This window comes from Streptococcus urinalis 2285-97 (assembly GCF_000188055.2).
In the GTDB taxonomy this organism is placed as follows: Bacteria; Bacillota; Bacilli; order Lactobacillales; family Streptococcaceae; genus Streptococcus; species Streptococcus urinalis.
The window spans coordinates 1,255,083-1,270,270 of the sequence record NZ_AEUZ02000001.1; the positions used below are offsets into that span (position 1 = coordinate 1,255,083).

The 15,188-nt window shown below is 33.3% G+C and carries 15 protein-coding genes and 1 pseudogene; 2 read left to right on the forward strand and 14 right to left on the reverse strand.

What is annotated here, in order from left to right:
- Positions 1-26 precede the first annotated feature (26 nt).
- Positions 27-701 (reverse strand): ribose-5-phosphate isomerase RpiA, encoded by a 675-nt coding sequence (gene rpiA / locus STRUR_RS06395; protein WP_006738961.1) that lies wholly within the window; start codon positions 699-701, stop codon positions 27-29.
- A gap of 157 nt (positions 702-858) precedes the next feature.
- Between rpiA and mnmE the strand changes: the two genes are divergently transcribed.
- Positions 859-2,235 carry a tRNA uridine-5-carboxymethylaminomethyl(34) synthesis GTPase MnmE gene (gene mnmE, locus STRUR_RS06400; RefSeq protein ID WP_006738501.1) on the forward strand — a complete coding sequence of 459 codons (1,377 nt, stop codon included), beginning with the start codon at positions 859-861 and terminating at the stop codon, positions 2,233-2,235.
- Between the two features lie 29 nt (positions 2,236-2,264).
- Here the strand turns inward: mnmE and pepV are convergent, their stop codons facing one another.
- The 9 genes and pseudogenes from pepV to pynA form a co-directional block, all read right to left on the reverse strand.
- Positions 2,265-3,671 carry a dipeptidase PepV gene (gene pepV / locus STRUR_RS06405; protein ID WP_006739907.1) on the reverse strand — a complete coding sequence of 469 codons (1,407 nt, stop codon included), beginning with the start codon at positions 3,669-3,671 and terminating at the stop codon, positions 2,265-2,267.
- A gap of 13 nt (positions 3,672-3,684) precedes the next feature.
- The gene (locus STRUR_RS06410) at positions 3,685-4,287 is read right to left on the reverse strand and encodes a nitroreductase family protein (RefSeq protein WP_006739226.1); all 603 of its coding nucleotides are present in this window, start codon (positions 4,285-4,287) and stop codon (positions 3,685-3,687) included.
- A 117-nt stretch (positions 4,288-4,404) separates the two neighbouring features.
- The gene (locus tag STRUR_RS06415) at positions 4,405-4,620 is read right to left on the reverse strand and encodes a hypothetical protein (RefSeq protein ID WP_006740558.1); all 216 of its coding nucleotides are present in this window, start codon (positions 4,618-4,620) and stop codon (positions 4,405-4,407) included.
- Entirely contained in the window at positions 4,617-4,964 is a 348-nt protein-coding gene (locus tag STRUR_RS06420) for a hypothetical protein (protein WP_006738836.1), read from the reverse strand. Before STRUR_RS06420 ends, STRUR_RS06415 begins: the two co-directional genes overlap by 4 nt.
- Before the next feature lie 4 nt (positions 4,965-4,968).
- Positions 4,969-6,765, reverse strand: coding sequence for an excinuclease ABC subunit UvrC (uvrC, locus tag STRUR_RS06425; protein WP_006739170.1), 1,797 nt, complete (start codon positions 6,763-6,765; stop codon positions 4,969-4,971).
- Between the two features lie 48 nt (positions 6,766-6,813).
- Positions 6,814-7,980, reverse strand: a complete 1,167-nt coding sequence (locus STRUR_RS06430; RefSeq protein ID WP_006739820.1) for an MFS transporter — start codon at positions 7,978-7,980, stop codon at positions 6,814-6,816.
- A 106-nt stretch (positions 7,981-8,086) separates the two neighbouring features.
- On the reverse strand, positions 8,087-9,076 hold the full coding sequence (locus STRUR_RS06435) for an ROK family protein (protein WP_006739621.1): 990 nt from the start codon (positions 9,074-9,076) through the stop codon (positions 8,087-8,089).
- Positions 9,077-9,179: 103 nt separating this feature from the next.
- Complete coding sequence (locus tag STRUR_RS06440) at positions 9,180-10,550, reverse strand: NAD-dependent succinate-semialdehyde dehydrogenase (protein WP_006740229.1); 1,371 nt, start codon at positions 10,548-10,550, stop codon at positions 9,180-9,182.
- 94 nt (positions 10,551-10,644) lie between these two features.
- Positions 10,645-11,339 (reverse strand): annotated as a pseudogene (gene pynA, locus STRUR_RS06445) (pyrimidine 5'-nucleotidase PynA).
- A 1-nt stretch (position 11,340) separates the two neighbouring features.
- Between pynA and STRUR_RS06450 the strand changes: the two are divergent.
- Positions 11,341-11,982: a DeoR/GlpR family DNA-binding transcription regulator gene (locus STRUR_RS06450; RefSeq protein WP_231288867.1), complete on the forward strand. Its 642-nt coding sequence runs from the start codon at positions 11,341-11,343 to the stop codon at positions 11,980-11,982.
- Here the strand turns inward: STRUR_RS06450 and STRUR_RS06455 are convergent.
- The 4 genes from STRUR_RS06455 to STRUR_RS06470 all read right to left on the reverse strand — a co-directional run bounded on the left by STRUR_RS06455 (position 11,941) and on the right by STRUR_RS06470 (position 15,185).
- Positions 11,941-12,915: an MFS transporter gene (locus STRUR_RS06455; protein ID WP_006739002.1), complete on the reverse strand. Its 975-nt coding sequence runs from the start codon at positions 12,913-12,915 to the stop codon at positions 11,941-11,943. The genes STRUR_RS06450 and STRUR_RS06455 overlap by 42 nt on opposite strands.
- A gap of 286 nt (positions 12,916-13,201) precedes the next feature.
- Positions 13,202-13,702, reverse strand: coding sequence for a YkgJ family cysteine cluster protein (locus STRUR_RS06460; protein WP_006740333.1), 501 nt, complete (start codon positions 13,700-13,702; stop codon positions 13,202-13,204).
- A 25-nt stretch (positions 13,703-13,727) separates the two neighbouring features.
- A complete protein-coding gene (locus STRUR_RS06465; RefSeq protein WP_006739706.1) occupies positions 13,728-14,165 on the reverse strand; it encodes a GNAT family N-acetyltransferase in 438 nt (145 codons plus the stop codon).
- Positions 14,166-14,180: 15 nt separating this feature from the next.
- A complete protein-coding gene (locus STRUR_RS06470; RefSeq protein ID WP_006740212.1) occupies positions 14,181-15,185 on the reverse strand; it encodes a YeiH family protein in 1,005 nt (334 codons plus the stop codon).
- Positions 15,186-15,188: the final 3 nt, after the last annotated feature.

Sequence of the window (15,188 nt, forward strand, 5' to 3'; positions counted from 1 at the left end):
GGTTTGCTCCCAAAACCTGAATGTGATTATTTTGCTTCCAAGACATTGACACCATCTTTTCCAGCGACAATGACTTTATTTACCATTTGATTGAAAAGTCCATGTTCAACAACACCAACTGTATGATCAAGTTCATTTGCAAAAGCGATAGGATCTTCAATCTTTCCAAGATCTAAGTCAATAATATAATTATCCATGTCAGTGATAAAACGCTTATCATCTTGTTCTCTAAATTGAGGCTTATAACCAGCTTTTTCAAATTGTCGATAAAGACGTTTTGCTCCATATTGAACCACTTCAACAGGTAATTTAAATGCTCCTAAATGCTCAACCATTTTAGACTCATCAACTACCCAAATATATTCTTTAGTTGGTGTAGCCACAATTTTTTCCATTAAAAGGGCTCCGCCACCACCTTTAATACCATTGAATGCTTTATCAACTTCATCTGCGCCATCAACTGTGACATCTATACTATCAATATCATCTACGGATTTCAAAGGAATTCCTAGACTTTTTGCTTGTCTAGTTGTACGACTAGAAGTGGTTACCCCCACAACTTCTAGTCCTTCTTCATTAACACGACGACCTATTTCCTCAACAAAATAGTAGGCCGTTGAACCAGTACCAAGACCAATGGTCATACCGTTTTTTACAAATTGCGCAGCTTTAACACCAGCAATTTTTTTTAGTTCTTCCATGACTCTCCTTCCTTCTTTATGATAAGTGACAACAATTAATTATAACATGAAAGCGCCCACTTGTTAATGCTAGTAGCCTGTTTTTCCAAGATTAATTAAGGATTCCTATAATGATAAAATCTTGCAATATTAGACGCCTTATCTTAAAATAGGAATTATGAATATTACAAAAGAATTTGACACGATTACAGCCATTTCCACACCTCTTGGCGAAGGGGCTATTGGTATTGTTCGTCTCTCAGGAACAAATGCCTTAGACATTGCACAACGTGTCTTTAAAGGCAAAAATTTAAAAACAGTTGATTCACATACTATTAATTATGGACATGTTATTGATCCAAAAACGAACGAAATTTTAGATGAAGTAATGGTTACTGTCATGTTGGCTCCCAAAACCTTTACAAGAGAAGATGTTATTGAAATAAACACACATGGTGGAATTGCTGTTACCAACGAAATCCTTCAATTATTGATCAAAAATGGTGCTCGGATGGCTGAGCCTGGTGAATTTACTAAAAGAGCTTTTTTAAATGGCCGCGTTGACTTAACACAAGCTGAAGCTATCATGGATATTATTAGAGCAAAAACTGATAAAGCCATGAATGTCGCTGTTAAGCAATTGGATGGGTCACTATATCAACTTATAAATGACACTAGACAAGAGATTCTTAATACTTTAGCTCAAGTTGAAGTCAATATTGATTATCCTGAATATGATGATGTCGAAGAAATGACAACTCAACTTCTAAAAGAAAAGACACTAGAATTTCAAAATCTACTTGAAAATCTTTTAAAAACAGCTAAAAGAGGAAAAATATTACGAGAAGGACTCTCGACTGCTATTATTGGACGACCTAATGTCGGTAAATCCAGCCTCTTAAATAATCTTTTAAGAGAGGATAAAGCTATCGTCACTGACATCGAAGGAACGACACGCGATGTCATAGAAGAATATGTCAATATCAAGGGAGTCCCACTAAAATTAGTTGATACTGCTGGTATTCGTGATACAGATGACCTTGTTGAAAAAATTGGTGTCGAACGCTCTAAAAAAGCACTCATGGATGCAGATCTTGTATTATTAGTTTTAAACGCTTCTGAAAAATTGACAAAACAAGATAAAGAATTACTAGAACTAAGTAAAGACAGTAATCGCATTATCCTTTTGAATAAAACAGATCTTCCACAAGTTATTGAAAAAGAATTATTACCAGATGATCTTATTCCAATATCAGTATTAAAAAATGAAAACATTAATCTGATAGAAGAGAACATTAACCAACTTTTCTTTGATAATGCAGAAATGATCGAAAAAGATGCTACTTATCTTTCAAATGCAAGACATATTTCTCTCATTGAGCAAGCACTTGATAGTCTTTCAGCTGTTAATGAAGGCTTAGCGATGGGAATGCCAGTCGATCTCCTTCAGGTTGATTTAACGAGAACTTGGGAAATTTTAGGAGAAATTACTGGAGATGCTGCACCTGATGAATTAATCACCAAACTCTTTAGTCAATTTTGTCTTGGAAAATAAAAAACCTTGAAATTATCAAGGTTTTTTTATTATTTGATTAGTTCATAAATAGCTTCTGCATAAATAGCTGCTGAACGGAAGATATTATCAAGTGGCATGTATTCATTGGCTTGATGCATTGTGTTCTCATCTCCTGGGAACATCGCTCCAAAAGCAACTCCACGTTTTAATAGTCGACCAAATGTGCCACCACCAATGATTTGTTCGTGGCCTTCTAAACCAGTTTGTTTTTCATAAACAGACAGTAATGTTTTAACCAGTTCATCTTCCATAGGCACATAATGCGGTGTGTGTTCATGTTGAGAAAGGGTTACTTTTGTTAATCCATTAATCTTTTCCAAACCTGATTTAATTGTATCTGCATCTGTACCTTGAGGATATCTGAAATTCAATGCAATGGTATTATCATTAGACTCTTTGTCAAATTGGAATACCCCAGCATTCATGCTTAATGCACCCATTTTCGCATCTTCATAAGCGACACCTAAGTTTTTACCAGCAAAGTCTTCATGAATAAGATTTCCAGCAGTGTTAAGATATTGTTTTGCTGGTCCACTAAAAGCAAATTGACTTAAGAACTTAGCTAAGAAAGTGGCACCATTGATACCTTCTTCTGGTGTTGAACCATGTGCTGATTTCCCATTGATTGTAATGGTAAATTGATCATTTTCAAAATTGACTTCACTAGTCAAATGGTTTTGATTACAAAAATCTGTTAGTGCTTCTTGTAACTCTTTTAATTCAATCTGAGCCTTAATTACTGCTGTTGCAGATTCTGGAACCATATTTTCACGAAGACCACCTTTAAATGATACTAATGTATATTGACCTTCATTTTTACCTTCAAAGTGTAAGTACTCTGTAATATTACCTTTTTCACCATTAATAATTGGAAATTCTGCATCTGGTGAGAAACCAAAATCTGGATCTTTTAGACCATTATGTGCAAAATAATAGTCCATATCACCCCATCCAGATTCTTCATCTGTTCCAACAATGAATCTTACTTTTTTAGAGACAGGCAATTCTAATTCTTTGATGATTTTCAAAGCATAGTAGCAGGCTAAAGTTGGTCCTTTATCATCAGATGAACCTCGAGCATAAATTTTATTATCTTTGATTACGGGTTCGTAAGGATCTGTATCCCAACCACTTCCTGCAGGAACAACATCTAAATGCCCAAAAATACCTAGAACTTCATCACCTTGACCAAATTCAAAATCACCAGCATAATTTTCAATATTTCGTGTTTGATAGCCATCTCTTTTTGCCATCTCTAGGAAATGTTCTAATGCTTTCACTGGACCAGGTCCAAAAGGATGTTCTTTATCTGCTTTTGAAGCATCTCTTTCAGAATTAATACGTAAAATACTTTTTAAATCTTCAAGTAAATCATCTTGTCTTTTGGCTACTTCTGCTTTAAAATCAATTGTCATTTTTTTCTCCTTTTTATCTCAATTCAATAATATCATCAACAGGTAATCGATAACTTGGTTCTGGTATATCATCAGAGTAACCAACTGTTATCAAGAGTTCTGGACGAAAACGCTCATCAATAGCTAAAACACTGTTTGGTTTTGACTTATCAAAGCTTAAAATAATATTGGAACTTATCTTTTGATCAGTCAAAGCTAGAACCAAATTCATAGCTACAATACCAGAATTAAGTGCCAAATACTCTCCTTTTGTTTGCTGATCAAAGGCAGCAAAACGTGGAGGTAGTGTCTCCATATAGTAGCCAATCAAATCATCTGGTAAAGACTTACTACCAATTCTTGCAATTTTTCGAGATCTTTGACTGAGATCTGTATCTGAAAAAAGAGCAATGACATACTGTGCTTTTTCAAGTTGCAACTTGTTTGAAGCTGGTAAGCCTTCAGAAAGTGCTTCTTTCTTATCTTTAACAATCACAAATTTCCAAGGTTGGATGTTATTGGCACTTGGAGCCAAAGTTGCAATTTCAATTGCTGTTCTAATATCTTTGATATCAACTTCTTTGTCATTAAAGTCTTTAACAGCATGTCTTTTTTTATTTAACTCTAGAAATTTCATATAAAACTTCCTTACTAAATTTTATTTACTTCTCTATTTTACCATAAAACAAATAAGTTATTAGCCTAGACCTTTAAGATATTTTAATTTTGAGACAATGTTAACTGCACTAACCTTCTAATTTGAATGAATACGAAAAATAGGTCTTTCTGCTTCTTCAGCTATTTTCTCAAGATTAAACCATTTTTCAAATGCTTTTGTTAGATAAGATGATATTGAAAAAGCTATAAAAACCAAAATGAGAAATAGAATAACTTTTAGTATCATACTATGACCATTAAACAAAGGTAAAAAGTGACTATAAACCATTATTCCCATGGCAAATATAATCATCTGGCAAATATAATCATCCAGTAACAAATCATCATAAGATAATAAAGAAACTGAAAAAGAATACTACGACTTTTATATAATTTCTTGTATTCTGGAGTTATTTTAGTAAAAAGAGGAAACATGATGACTTTTCCACCACCGCCAAATGATCCCATTCTAGGCAAAGCATGATAACCAAGTAACCGACATAACTCAAGAGCAAGCTGTCTGACTATCCAATATTGCGGTACGATTAATACTAACCACCAAACATTGTCAATACTTGGACCTGCAAAAATAAGTAACATACCAAAACAGTTAATGATTTGGAAGATAAGATACAAGATAAGTATCAAGAAAGACATTAATTTACTCCTTTATTTCAGTTGTTTTATGATTTAATACCGTAAGAACCTTTTGACCTACTTTTTCTGGAATACCTAAAGCTTTAATATCTTCAATACTTGCAGCTTGAATGGCAGGTATCGATTTGTAATGTCGCATTAAGGCTTGCTTGCGTTTTGGTCCTAAACCATCAATACCATCCAATTTTGAACTAAATGAATTTTTACTTCTTACTTGTCTATGAAAGGTAATGGCAAAGCGATGGACCTCATCTTGAATACGATGAAGCAAAAAGAATGCTTGTGAATTTCTAGCTAATTCGACAACTTCTAATGGGTCTCCAAATAATAACTCATGAGTTTGGTGTTTGTCATTCTTTTGAAGCCCGGCAATAGGAATGGACAAGCCTAATTGTTTATGGATAACATCTTTTGCAATATTAACTTGACCAAGTCCACCATCAATGATAATTAAATCAGGCGGTGTCAATTGGTCATTGATGACTCTGCTATACCTCCGATGAAGGACTTCTCGCATACTAGCATAATCATCTGGTCCGATAACTGTTTTTATTTTATATTTGCGATATTCTTTTTTATTGGGTTTCCCATTTTCAAAGACTACCATAGCAGCGACTGGACTTGTCCCTTGTATATTGGAGTTATCGAAAGCTTCAATTCTAACCGGTTTTTCAATGTCTAGGAATTGCCCAAGCTGATCAATGGCACCTTCTGTTTTGGCTATATCTTTTTCAAGGAGATCAAATTTTTGTTGCAAACTAACTCTAGCATTTTTAGTAGCCAGCGCAACCAATTGTTTCTTTTCCCCTCTCTGTGGTTTTACAATTTTACTGCTAACAAGTGCACTCATTAAGGATGCATCAATATCACTTGGAATAAATATTTCTTTTGGAATAAAATGCTTTGGATCTTGATAAAACTGTCCAACGTAAGTTAGAAAGTCTTCTTCTGCTTCATTATAATATGGAAATAAATTGACATCTCTTTGAATCAGCTTACCTTGTCTGACAAAAAAGACTTGAACACACATCCAACCCTTATCAACTGCATAACCGAAGATATCACGGTCACTCATATCTTGACTCATCACTCGTTGTTTGGTTCTTAAAGTTGAGATGGCTTCTAATAAGTCTCTGTATTCAGAAGCGCGCTCAAAGGCCATTTCTTCAGAAGCTTTATACATTTTTTCTTTTAATTCATTGATAATATGATTATCATGCCCATTTAAAAAATGTTTAACATCTTGAGCCATATTGACAAAATAATCATGATCCACATGACAAATAGTGTGTGCTTTACATTGTCCTAAATGATAATAGAAACACACTTTATTTGCAGGATTTGTACACTTTTTAAATGGAAAGATACGGTCTAGTAGTTTTTTAATATCATTGGCAGCATAAACATCTGGATAAGGTCCAAAATACATGTTGCCATCTTTTTTGATTTGTCTAGTGATAAAAAGTCTTGGATAATGTTCTTTCGTTGTGATTTTGATAAAGGGGTAAGACTTATCATCTTTTAGCCTAATATTATACTTAGGCATATTTTTTTGAATCAGGTTAATTTCTAATAACAGTGCTTCTGTATTAGAACTTGTCACAATGAATTCAAAATCTTCGATTTCTGATACTAATAATTCTGTTTTGGTATCATGGCTTCCTCTAAAATAACTTCTTACCCTATTCTTTAAATTTTTGGCTTTTCCAACATAGATAATCTTGCCGTTTTTATCTTTATGAAGATAACAACCAGGACTATCTGGAAGTAGCTCTAACTTATGTTTTATCAGTTCGTTCATAGTCATATTTTACCAAAAAATCTCTTTAGGATACAAAAAGAACTATGACTAGTTCTTTTTAACATGTATTTTAATCACCTTTTCATGCATAACAATCATTAGAATAAGAATAAATCCTAAATAATATGGAAAAATACTTAATGAAATAGCCTTCCCAAGAATCCCAAACAATGGAGGCATCAATGTTGTTCCCAGATAAGCACTTGCCATTTGAACCCCAATAATTGCTTGAGATTTATCTTTTCCAAAATGATCAGGCGTTGAATGTATAATACAAGGATAGATGGGAGCACAGCCTAAACCAATCAATATTATGGAAACACTAACAAGTGATGTGAAATCTATTGGTATGAAAAGTCCGAGAATGCCAATAAATATTAAAATTTGACCCAGTCTAATTAATTGTGAATCATTAAAAGTCATGGCTAAAAAACCATTGATAGCTCTGCCAATTGTAATTCCTAGATAAAATAAACTGGCTAGACCTGCCGCTTTTGTAATATTTAAGCCATGCTGACTAACAAGGTAACTACTCACCCAGAAACCTGTTGTTGATTCTAAGGCACAGTAACAAAAGAAACAAATCATTATTTCTTTAGCACCATTAATAGATAGGACTGATTTTAATAACAGTGACTGTGAGTTTTGAGTATCTGTCTCTTCATGTTGATCATTATGCCATTGTGAAAGAGTGGAAAACAGTAAAATGGTCAACACGAGTTGAATCAATCCAACCAAAAGATAGCCAATTTGCCATTTATTTGTGAATCCTAAAGCAAAACTCATGACATATGGTCCTGCAGATGCACCAATACCCCACATGCAATGCAACCAACTCATATGTTTACTAGAATAATGAAGAGCGACATAATTGTTTAATGCTGCATCAACACTACCAGCTCCTAATCCATAAGGTATGGCAAAAAGACATAACAAGACAAAATGATGGCTGATAGCAAAACCAAATAAGGCAAAAGCTGTGAGTGCTACACTGTATGCTGTCACTTTACCTGTTCCAAAAGTTTTATTCAGTCTATCACTTTGTAAGCTTGAAATAATTGTTCCAACTGAGATAATTATTGTGATAATCCCCATATAAGAAATTGGAAGATTTAAGTCACCTCTTATAGCAGGCCAAGCAGAACCAAGCAAACCATCTGGCAAACCCAAACTGATAAAAGCTAAATAGATAATGAGTAATAAAAACTGAAACATAGCAATACCTCAAATTTATTTATTAAAAGTCATTTAATAAATAAATTCTAAACTTTCTCAATTTTTAAGTCAACAAAAAGAGTAATAGTTATTAACTATTACTCTTTTAAAAGGCAAACTGCATCCAATAAAAATGAGTTGCTGTAACAGCCATGCCTTTAAAATAATCATTTAGATATTCTTTTTTTAAAAACAGTTGAGGCATAAAGTTTGCTGGTAAATACTGATGACAAATTGATTTTATCTTAATCAGATCCTTTTGATGTAATTGCTGACTCACTAAAACAACTTGGCTTGGATTCATTAAAGCTGACAAGCTGACAATGGTTTTAGCAATAATATCTTCAGTATAGGTAACATTTTGACTTTTTAAGAAGTTAAAAAAGGGTAGGTAAATAACTTCTCCTGCAATTTGATTACGACCTTCTAATAATTTGCCGTTGATCACTGTACCACAACCCGGACCATCATGTTCTGGTAACCACATATAGGAAATATCTTCTTTTGAATCAAGCTGTTCGTAATAACCAAGTGCACATAAATTCATATCATTTTTGACAATAATCGGAAGATTAAATAAGGCTTCAAACCATGTCTTAATAGATTTCCCTTTAAAAGCACTAATATCAGATTCGATAACGCTATCTTCAGAGATGAGAGCTGGTAAACCAACAACAATCAGTTGAATGTCTGGATCATCCTTCAAAATAGGTAGCAGTTTCGTTTTAAGTGTTGATTCATCTAACTCAGTCATTTTTTGTTCATCTTGGAACAAACAGTCTGATTTTGCATTGTGAACTTCAATAGCGAGAAAATTTTCGGATTCTTTTTTATAAAAAATTAAATTCAGGTAATGAAAAAAATCTGGATTTAGTTGGTATTGAACTGTTGGACGTCCTTTTTGATTAAGCCGTTTACTTTTTTCTTTGATAATTTCTTTTTCACGAAAGACATTCAAAATAGTCCCGACAGTGGCAACAGTCAAATTGGTTTTTTCAGCAACCTGTTTTTTATCCACAATATTATCTTGTTGAATCACTTCAATTACCTTTCGATAATTGTCAAGTCTCATTTGTCCTGTTCCAAGCTTACTCAAAGTGTCACTTCCTTTATTTTTGCTCTAATTGTAATGAAGCAAATTCTGTTTGTCAAGAAAAGAGAGAAATCTAAGATTCCTCTCTTCTTATCATGGTCATTGTCTATTTTGGAGTGTATACAAGATGTTCATTCACAAATGCTGTGAAACCAAGTTCACTTAATTCACGTCCATAACCAGAATTTTTGATACCTCCAAATGGTAATTCTGGAAGACTTGCCCAACCTGAATTGATAAAGCTCATTCCTGTTTCAACTTTAGCAGATACAGCTTCAGCATGTTCTGGATTACTACTAAAAACAGTACCACCTAAACCATAGTTAGAATTGTTAGCAAGTGCAATTGCTTCTTCTTCAGAGGCTACTTTGTAAACAGAAGCGACAGGTCCAAAAATCTCTTGATGGAAAATAGGATTGTCTTCTTTAATGTCTGTTAAAATTGTTGGCATGACAAAATTACCTGGATGATCAATCGTTTCATTACCATAAACTAATCTTGCACCATTATCCAAAGCAAGTTGAATTTGATCTAAAATATCTTGTTTAGCTTGTGCTGATGATAAAGGTGCTAAGGTTGTTTCTGGATCCATAGGGTCACCCCATTTAGCTGTCTTAAAAATTTTGGTAATCAATTCTAAGAAACGGTCATAATCTTTTTCAAGTACTATAAATCGTTTTGAAGAAGTACAAACTTGACCAGCATTGTATAATCTTGCGTAGAATAATACAGATTCTAATTTGTCCCAATCAGCATCATCCAAAATGATGAAAGCATCATTACCACCTAATTCAAGTGTCGTTTTTTTCAATTGTTTTCCGGCTTCTTGAGCGATGCTTGCGCCACCACGTTCAGAACCAGTCAAACAAACGCCAGCAACACGTTTGTCAGCAATAACAGTTGATACTTGATCATAAGAAACAAACAAATTAGTGAATGCTCCTTTTTCAGCGCCTGCTTCTAAAACTAATTCTTCAAAAGCTTGTGCTGATGCTGGACAAATAGAAGCGTGTTTCAAGACCATTGGATTACCAACAATAAAGTTTGGCGCAAAGACACGCATGATTTGGTAATAAGGGAAATTCCATGGCTCAACAGCTAAGATAACACCAGTTGATTGTTTCAAATAATAGGCTTGTCCACTATCCGTTTCTAGTGGAACTGATTTTAGGAATTTTTCAGCATTATCAGCATAATAATCTGCGATGTCTGCACATAAATCAACTTCGCCTTGGGCTTCTGTGAAGAGTTTTCCCATGTCTTTTGTCATCAGCTCTGCATATTTGTCACGGTCTCGTCTAAGTAGACTAGCTACTTGATGAAGTTGTTCTTGACGTTCTGCTAAGTGGTCTTCTTGACGCCATTTTTTATAGAGTTGGTGGCTAGCTTCTAATACTGTTTCTAATGTTTCATCTGAAGTATTTTCAAATTCGTGTAAGACTTCATTCGTATAAGGGTAAATTGTTTTATAAGCCATATTAAGCCTCCTTTATCTTGTAATTATAGTTTACCACCTTTAGAAACCGATTACAAAAAATCACTACAAAAAAACTAATTTAACAATTGTTAAATTAGCGTTCGACAATTTCAATTAATTCTTCAAAAGTAGAAAAAAGATAAGTTGGTTTTGCATTTGTTTTGTTCTCTTTTAATGTCGGATTATACCAAGCTGTATCAATTCCTGCATTATTTCCTCCAGCAATATCAGCCGTTAAACTATCTCCAATCATTAACGTTTCTTCTAATGAGTAGTCTTCTATCTGTTGACCAATCCAGTCATAAAAAGCTTTATCGGGTTTTTGACTTCCTGATTGTTCAGAAATAAAGACTTTTTCAAAGTAAGGTTTGATTGGAGAAGCCTCAAGTCGTCCATTTTGGATTTCAGTGATCCCATTTTTAGCAGCAAACAGCCTAAACCCTTGATTTTTAAAATGGTCTAATAAATCAACGACGCCTGGGTAAACTTGTCCTTGATGCTTAAGATGTTCTTGATAGCGTCCTGCCATGTATTGACCATCTACTTCAATGCCAAAATGATCAAATAATTTTGCAAAACGTGTATTGACCAATTCTTGCTTACTAATTTTTTTTAATTCTAAATCACGCCACATTTGCTGATTCATAGGCTTGTAGTAGGCTTTATAGCCTTCAATATCAGACACTTTTTGTTCAATAAGTAACTCCGTTACGTTAAAGCTAATTCTTCTGCTAATTCAAAATCAAGAAGTGTGTGATCGAGGTCGAATAATAGAAATTTGTATGACATTTTGGAAGATTTCCTTTCTAGGGAGAGATTCAAGAGTTCAAAAAGGGGTGCATCTCTTGCACAGTGGCATGTTGAAAAAACACTAAATTTTAGAAATGAACATTTAGAAGAAAAACAGTCAATTGCTCGTTATGCTATGCAAATGATAGAAGGTAATCACAGCCTCATTTTAGATAATGGAACCACTACTCTAGCTACTTGTAAGTATTTAAACACTATGCCATCTATGGATATCTTTACCACATCACTAGACATCACAAATCATCTTAATGGTGATTTACATCAAGTTTTTTTGACTGGTGGTCGAAAAAGGGAAAAAAATATGGCAATGATTGGACATTGGACACAGCAAATTTTAAAATCCATACATGTTGATGTCTGTCTTTTAGGAACAACTGGTATACTTGATGCAAATGGTCCAACCTCACATTCATATCAGGAGTTAACCATTAAACAAACCATAATGGAGCAAAGTGATTTAGTTTATCTTTTAGCTGATAGCTCAAAGTTTCAAGAAAAAGGTTTACATGAATATGCTAAATGGAGTAATATTGATGCAATCATCACAGACCAGCAATTACCTTCAGAAATTTACCAAAAATTAGTCCAAAAGGTCCCAATTTATATTGTAGGAGATATTTAAATAATAATAGCTTATTAATAGACAGACAATCATTAATAATGTTGTGACATAAAAGGGGGTTATCAATAATTCACTCTGTAAGCTAACTAATAATTTTGTTAAGATTAAAGGTGTCAAAATAACACCAATATTTCCTGCAGTTAATAGAATACTGGTTGCAAAATTAATAGCTTCTTGGTTTACTTTTTGTGAGATTAACCAAAAGCAAGCCGACATGATTCCCACAAAACTTATTCCTACTAGTATTGCAGCAAGTAAAAATAACAATACATGATAAGGTAAAGTCATTAAGAAACTTCCTAAAATCATCAATGCAATCATCACAATTAAAGTCCAATTTTTGAACTGTTTCATCAAATAACCAAACAAAATTCCCGAGAAAATACCACTAAATGCTAAGAGTGTAAGTAATTTAGTGGCTACTTGAGCATCCAAGTGATATTTTTGCGTTAATAAAGTCGGCAGCTTGATCGTAACACCAATATAAGAAATACCAACTAGAAACGTAATAAAACTCAAAATAATGACATCCCTAGACAAATGATAGGAGCATTTTGGTTTTTCGTGTTGTGTTTTTAGTTCAGGGATAGTTGTTTTAAATAGAAACAATATTGGAAGTGCTAGCAAATAAACCAAAAAAATAAATTTTATAGAATAACTGGCTAAAAATCCTGATAAAAGCGTCGTAAGAGCCTTACCTATATTAAGAGTTGCTGTTCGAAATCCTATTAAATTGGCTCTTTCTTGATTTTCATAAAAATCACTTATCATACTAATTGATAAAGCATTAAAAAGGCCAATACCAATACCGACTAAAATACTACTTATAAAAACCACAGTATAAGCTGTGCTTATCATTGGTAATAAACCAGAGAAACCAATAAGACTTAATCCTAATAAAATGGTTTTTTTTCTTACCCAATGAAGAAACAAAAAGATTACTTATCAAAATGAAGATAGTTATGAATAGTGCAGGTATGGTAACTAAGGTTTCAATTTGTGCCAAACTAATAGTTGCTTGTTGATTATAAAAATCATAAAGTTTTGGGATACTTGGCGCTATAGCCAAATGCGACATCAAGAATAAAGACACACTAAGTAAAGAAACTTTTCTGAGTGTATTAGATTTCATATCATCTCCTTTTCTACATTTTATCATTTTACACTAATCATATTAAAAGAACAAGAAAAATGAACAGCCCAATAGATGACTGTTCATTTAACTTTCAAGCTTCTTTTGTAATTTTTCAACAAATAAATATGATGCTGGACAAAATAAAGTATTTTTAATTGTCAGATGGTTAATCTGGTAAATTTTTTTACGATCAGTATGTGGAAAAGCACGACAGGCTTTAGGTCTGATATCATATATAGAACAGAGGTTATCTTCTCCCAAAAAAGGACAAGGCATCGCTTTAAAAACTTTATCACCATCTTCATCCGTTTTTAGATACATCTCTTCAAATGCAGGTAATTTCATATGAAATTGTTTGGCTATTCTCGTGATGTCTGCTTCTGTAAAATCTGGTCCAAGAGTTCTACAACAATTAGCGCATTTGGTACAATCAATTTCTTGAAAAACGTCATGATGAATTTCTTGAACTATCTTATCCAATTGTTTAGGTGCTTTTTTCTTTAAACTTGCTAAAAATTTACGGTGTTCTTTTTGTTTTTGAAGAGCTAGTTGATGATAATGCTCAATATCTATTTCTTGTGTCATAAAGTATCTTTCTTTGTTATAATGCTTAGGTATTCATTATCTTGATAAAACGTTTTTGTATTTTATCAGATTTGTAACCAATTGACTCATAGAAAGCATGAGCTTGTTTTCGATGAGATGCTGAATTCAGCCTAATGTAAGCAAAGGAAGATTCCTTTGCAATTCTTTCAAGTTCAGCCATGAGTTTTTTTCCAATACCTTTGCCTTGAGCTTCTTCTAAGACAGCTAAGCCTAGGATATTTAACCCTTTTTCACTGTATAGAGCTTGGTAGATTTCTGCTTCCACATAAGCTAGAACATCATTTGTATCATCGTCGACATAAACACGTATGATATGTGATTTATCATCTTTTAAATGTCTTATTTGATTTTCTATCAATTCAATAGAAACAGGATAGCCTAAGGACTTATCACTAATAATCTGAATGCTTGAAGCATCTTCTACTCTAACTTCTCTAATCATAAATTGCTCCTATTGTTACCAAATTCCTAAACATTTTTGAATCAATAAACTCATTAGTGTAATACCAGCCCAGCAACTTGCACCAACTAATATGGCTTGTCCACCAGTTTTGATTAATCTAACAAAATTTGTATTGAGACCAATTGCTGCCATTGCCATCACAATAAAAAATTTAGAGAGTTCTTTTAATTGGTCAAATATGCCTGGGTGTATGCCAAAAGCAGAAACTAGTGTTGTCACAATAGATGCTACTAAAAAATAGAAAATAAATTGTGGAAATGCTTTTTTAATTGAAAATTGATGACTACCATCTTGTTTACTTTTGGTTTGCTTATAAGATAAAAATAAGGTTATTGGAATTATGGCCAAAGTCCTTGTTAATTTGACAATAGTCGCACCATTTAAAGTATTAGAATGATGAATGGCATCCCATGAAGCTGCAGTTGCAGTCACTGAAGAAGTATCATTGACTGCCGTTCCAGCAAAAATTGCAAATCCGTGATTAGTCAGACCTAATAGTTGACCCAGAGTCGGAAAGAATAAAGCAGCTATGATATTAAAAAGAAAAATAACTGAAATAGCTTTTGCGACTTCTTCATCTTTGGCATTTATGACTGGAGCTGTTGCTGCAATAGCTGACCCACCACAAATAGAAGAACCAACACCTACTAATGTTGTGGTATTAACATCAATTGTTAACCATTTATGTAAAAAGTAGGCAATAACTAATGAGATGGTTATGGTTGAAATGATAACTGGTAGTGATTCTAAACCAACCTTAAAAACTTGACTCAAATTGAGACCAAAACCCAGCAAGACTACTGCTGTCTGCAAGATGTATTTAGATGTAAATGCAATACCTGCTTGCCCTTTTTGTCTATCTTGGTAAAAATAGGCTATTAACATTCCAATAAAAATAGCAAATACTGGTGCACCAATTAATGGTAAACTTTTTCCTAAAAACCATGCTGGTAAAGAAATGATCAAACAGATGAGGATACCATGAACTTTTTTTAACATAAA

What these genes read in the sequence shown, in the direction of transcription:
- rpiA (WP_006738961.1), bottom strand. Translation starts at nt 701, where the DNA reads ATGGAAGAACTAAAAAAAATTGCTGGTGTTAAAGCTGCGCAATTTGTA.
- STRUR_RS06470 (WP_006740212.1), bottom strand. Translation starts at nt 15,185, where the DNA reads ATGTTAAAAAAAGTTCATGGTATCCTCATCTGTTTGATCATTTCTTTA.
- mnmE (WP_006738501.1), top strand. Translation starts at nt 859, where the DNA reads ATGAATATTACAAAAGAATTTGACACGATTACAGCCATTTCCACACCT.
- STRUR_RS06430 (WP_006739820.1), bottom strand. Translation starts at nt 7,980, where the DNA reads ATGTTTCAGTTTTTATTACTCATTATCTATTTAGCTTTTATCAGTTTG.
- STRUR_RS06415 (WP_006740558.1), bottom strand. Translation starts at nt 4,620, where the DNA reads ATGATTATATTTGCCATGGGAATAATGGTTTATAGTCACTTTTTACCT.
- STRUR_RS06440 (WP_006740229.1), bottom strand. Translation starts at nt 10,550, where the DNA reads ATGGCTTATAAAACAATTTACCCTTATACGAATGAAGTCTTACACGAA.
- uvrC (WP_006739170.1), bottom strand. Translation starts at nt 6,765, where the DNA reads ATGAACGAACTGATAAAACATAAGTTAGAGCTACTTCCAGATAGTCCT.
- pepV (WP_006739907.1), bottom strand. Translation starts at nt 3,671, where the DNA reads ATGACAATTGATTTTAAAGCAGAAGTAGCCAAAAGACAAGATGATTTA.
- STRUR_RS06460 (WP_006740333.1), bottom strand. Translation starts at nt 13,702, where the DNA reads ATGACACAAGAAATAGATATTGAGCATTATCATCAACTAGCTCTTCAA.
- STRUR_RS06420 (WP_006738836.1), bottom strand. Translation starts at nt 4,964, where the DNA reads ATGTCTTTCTTGATACTTATCTTGTATCTTATCTTCCAAATCATTAAC.
- STRUR_RS06410 (WP_006739226.1), bottom strand. Translation starts at nt 4,287, where the DNA reads ATGAAATTTCTAGAGTTAAATAAAAAAAGACATGCTGTTAAAGACTTT.
- STRUR_RS06465 (WP_006739706.1), bottom strand. Translation starts at nt 14,165, where the DNA reads ATGATTAGAGAAGTTAGAGTAGAAGATGCTTCAAGCATTCAGATTATT.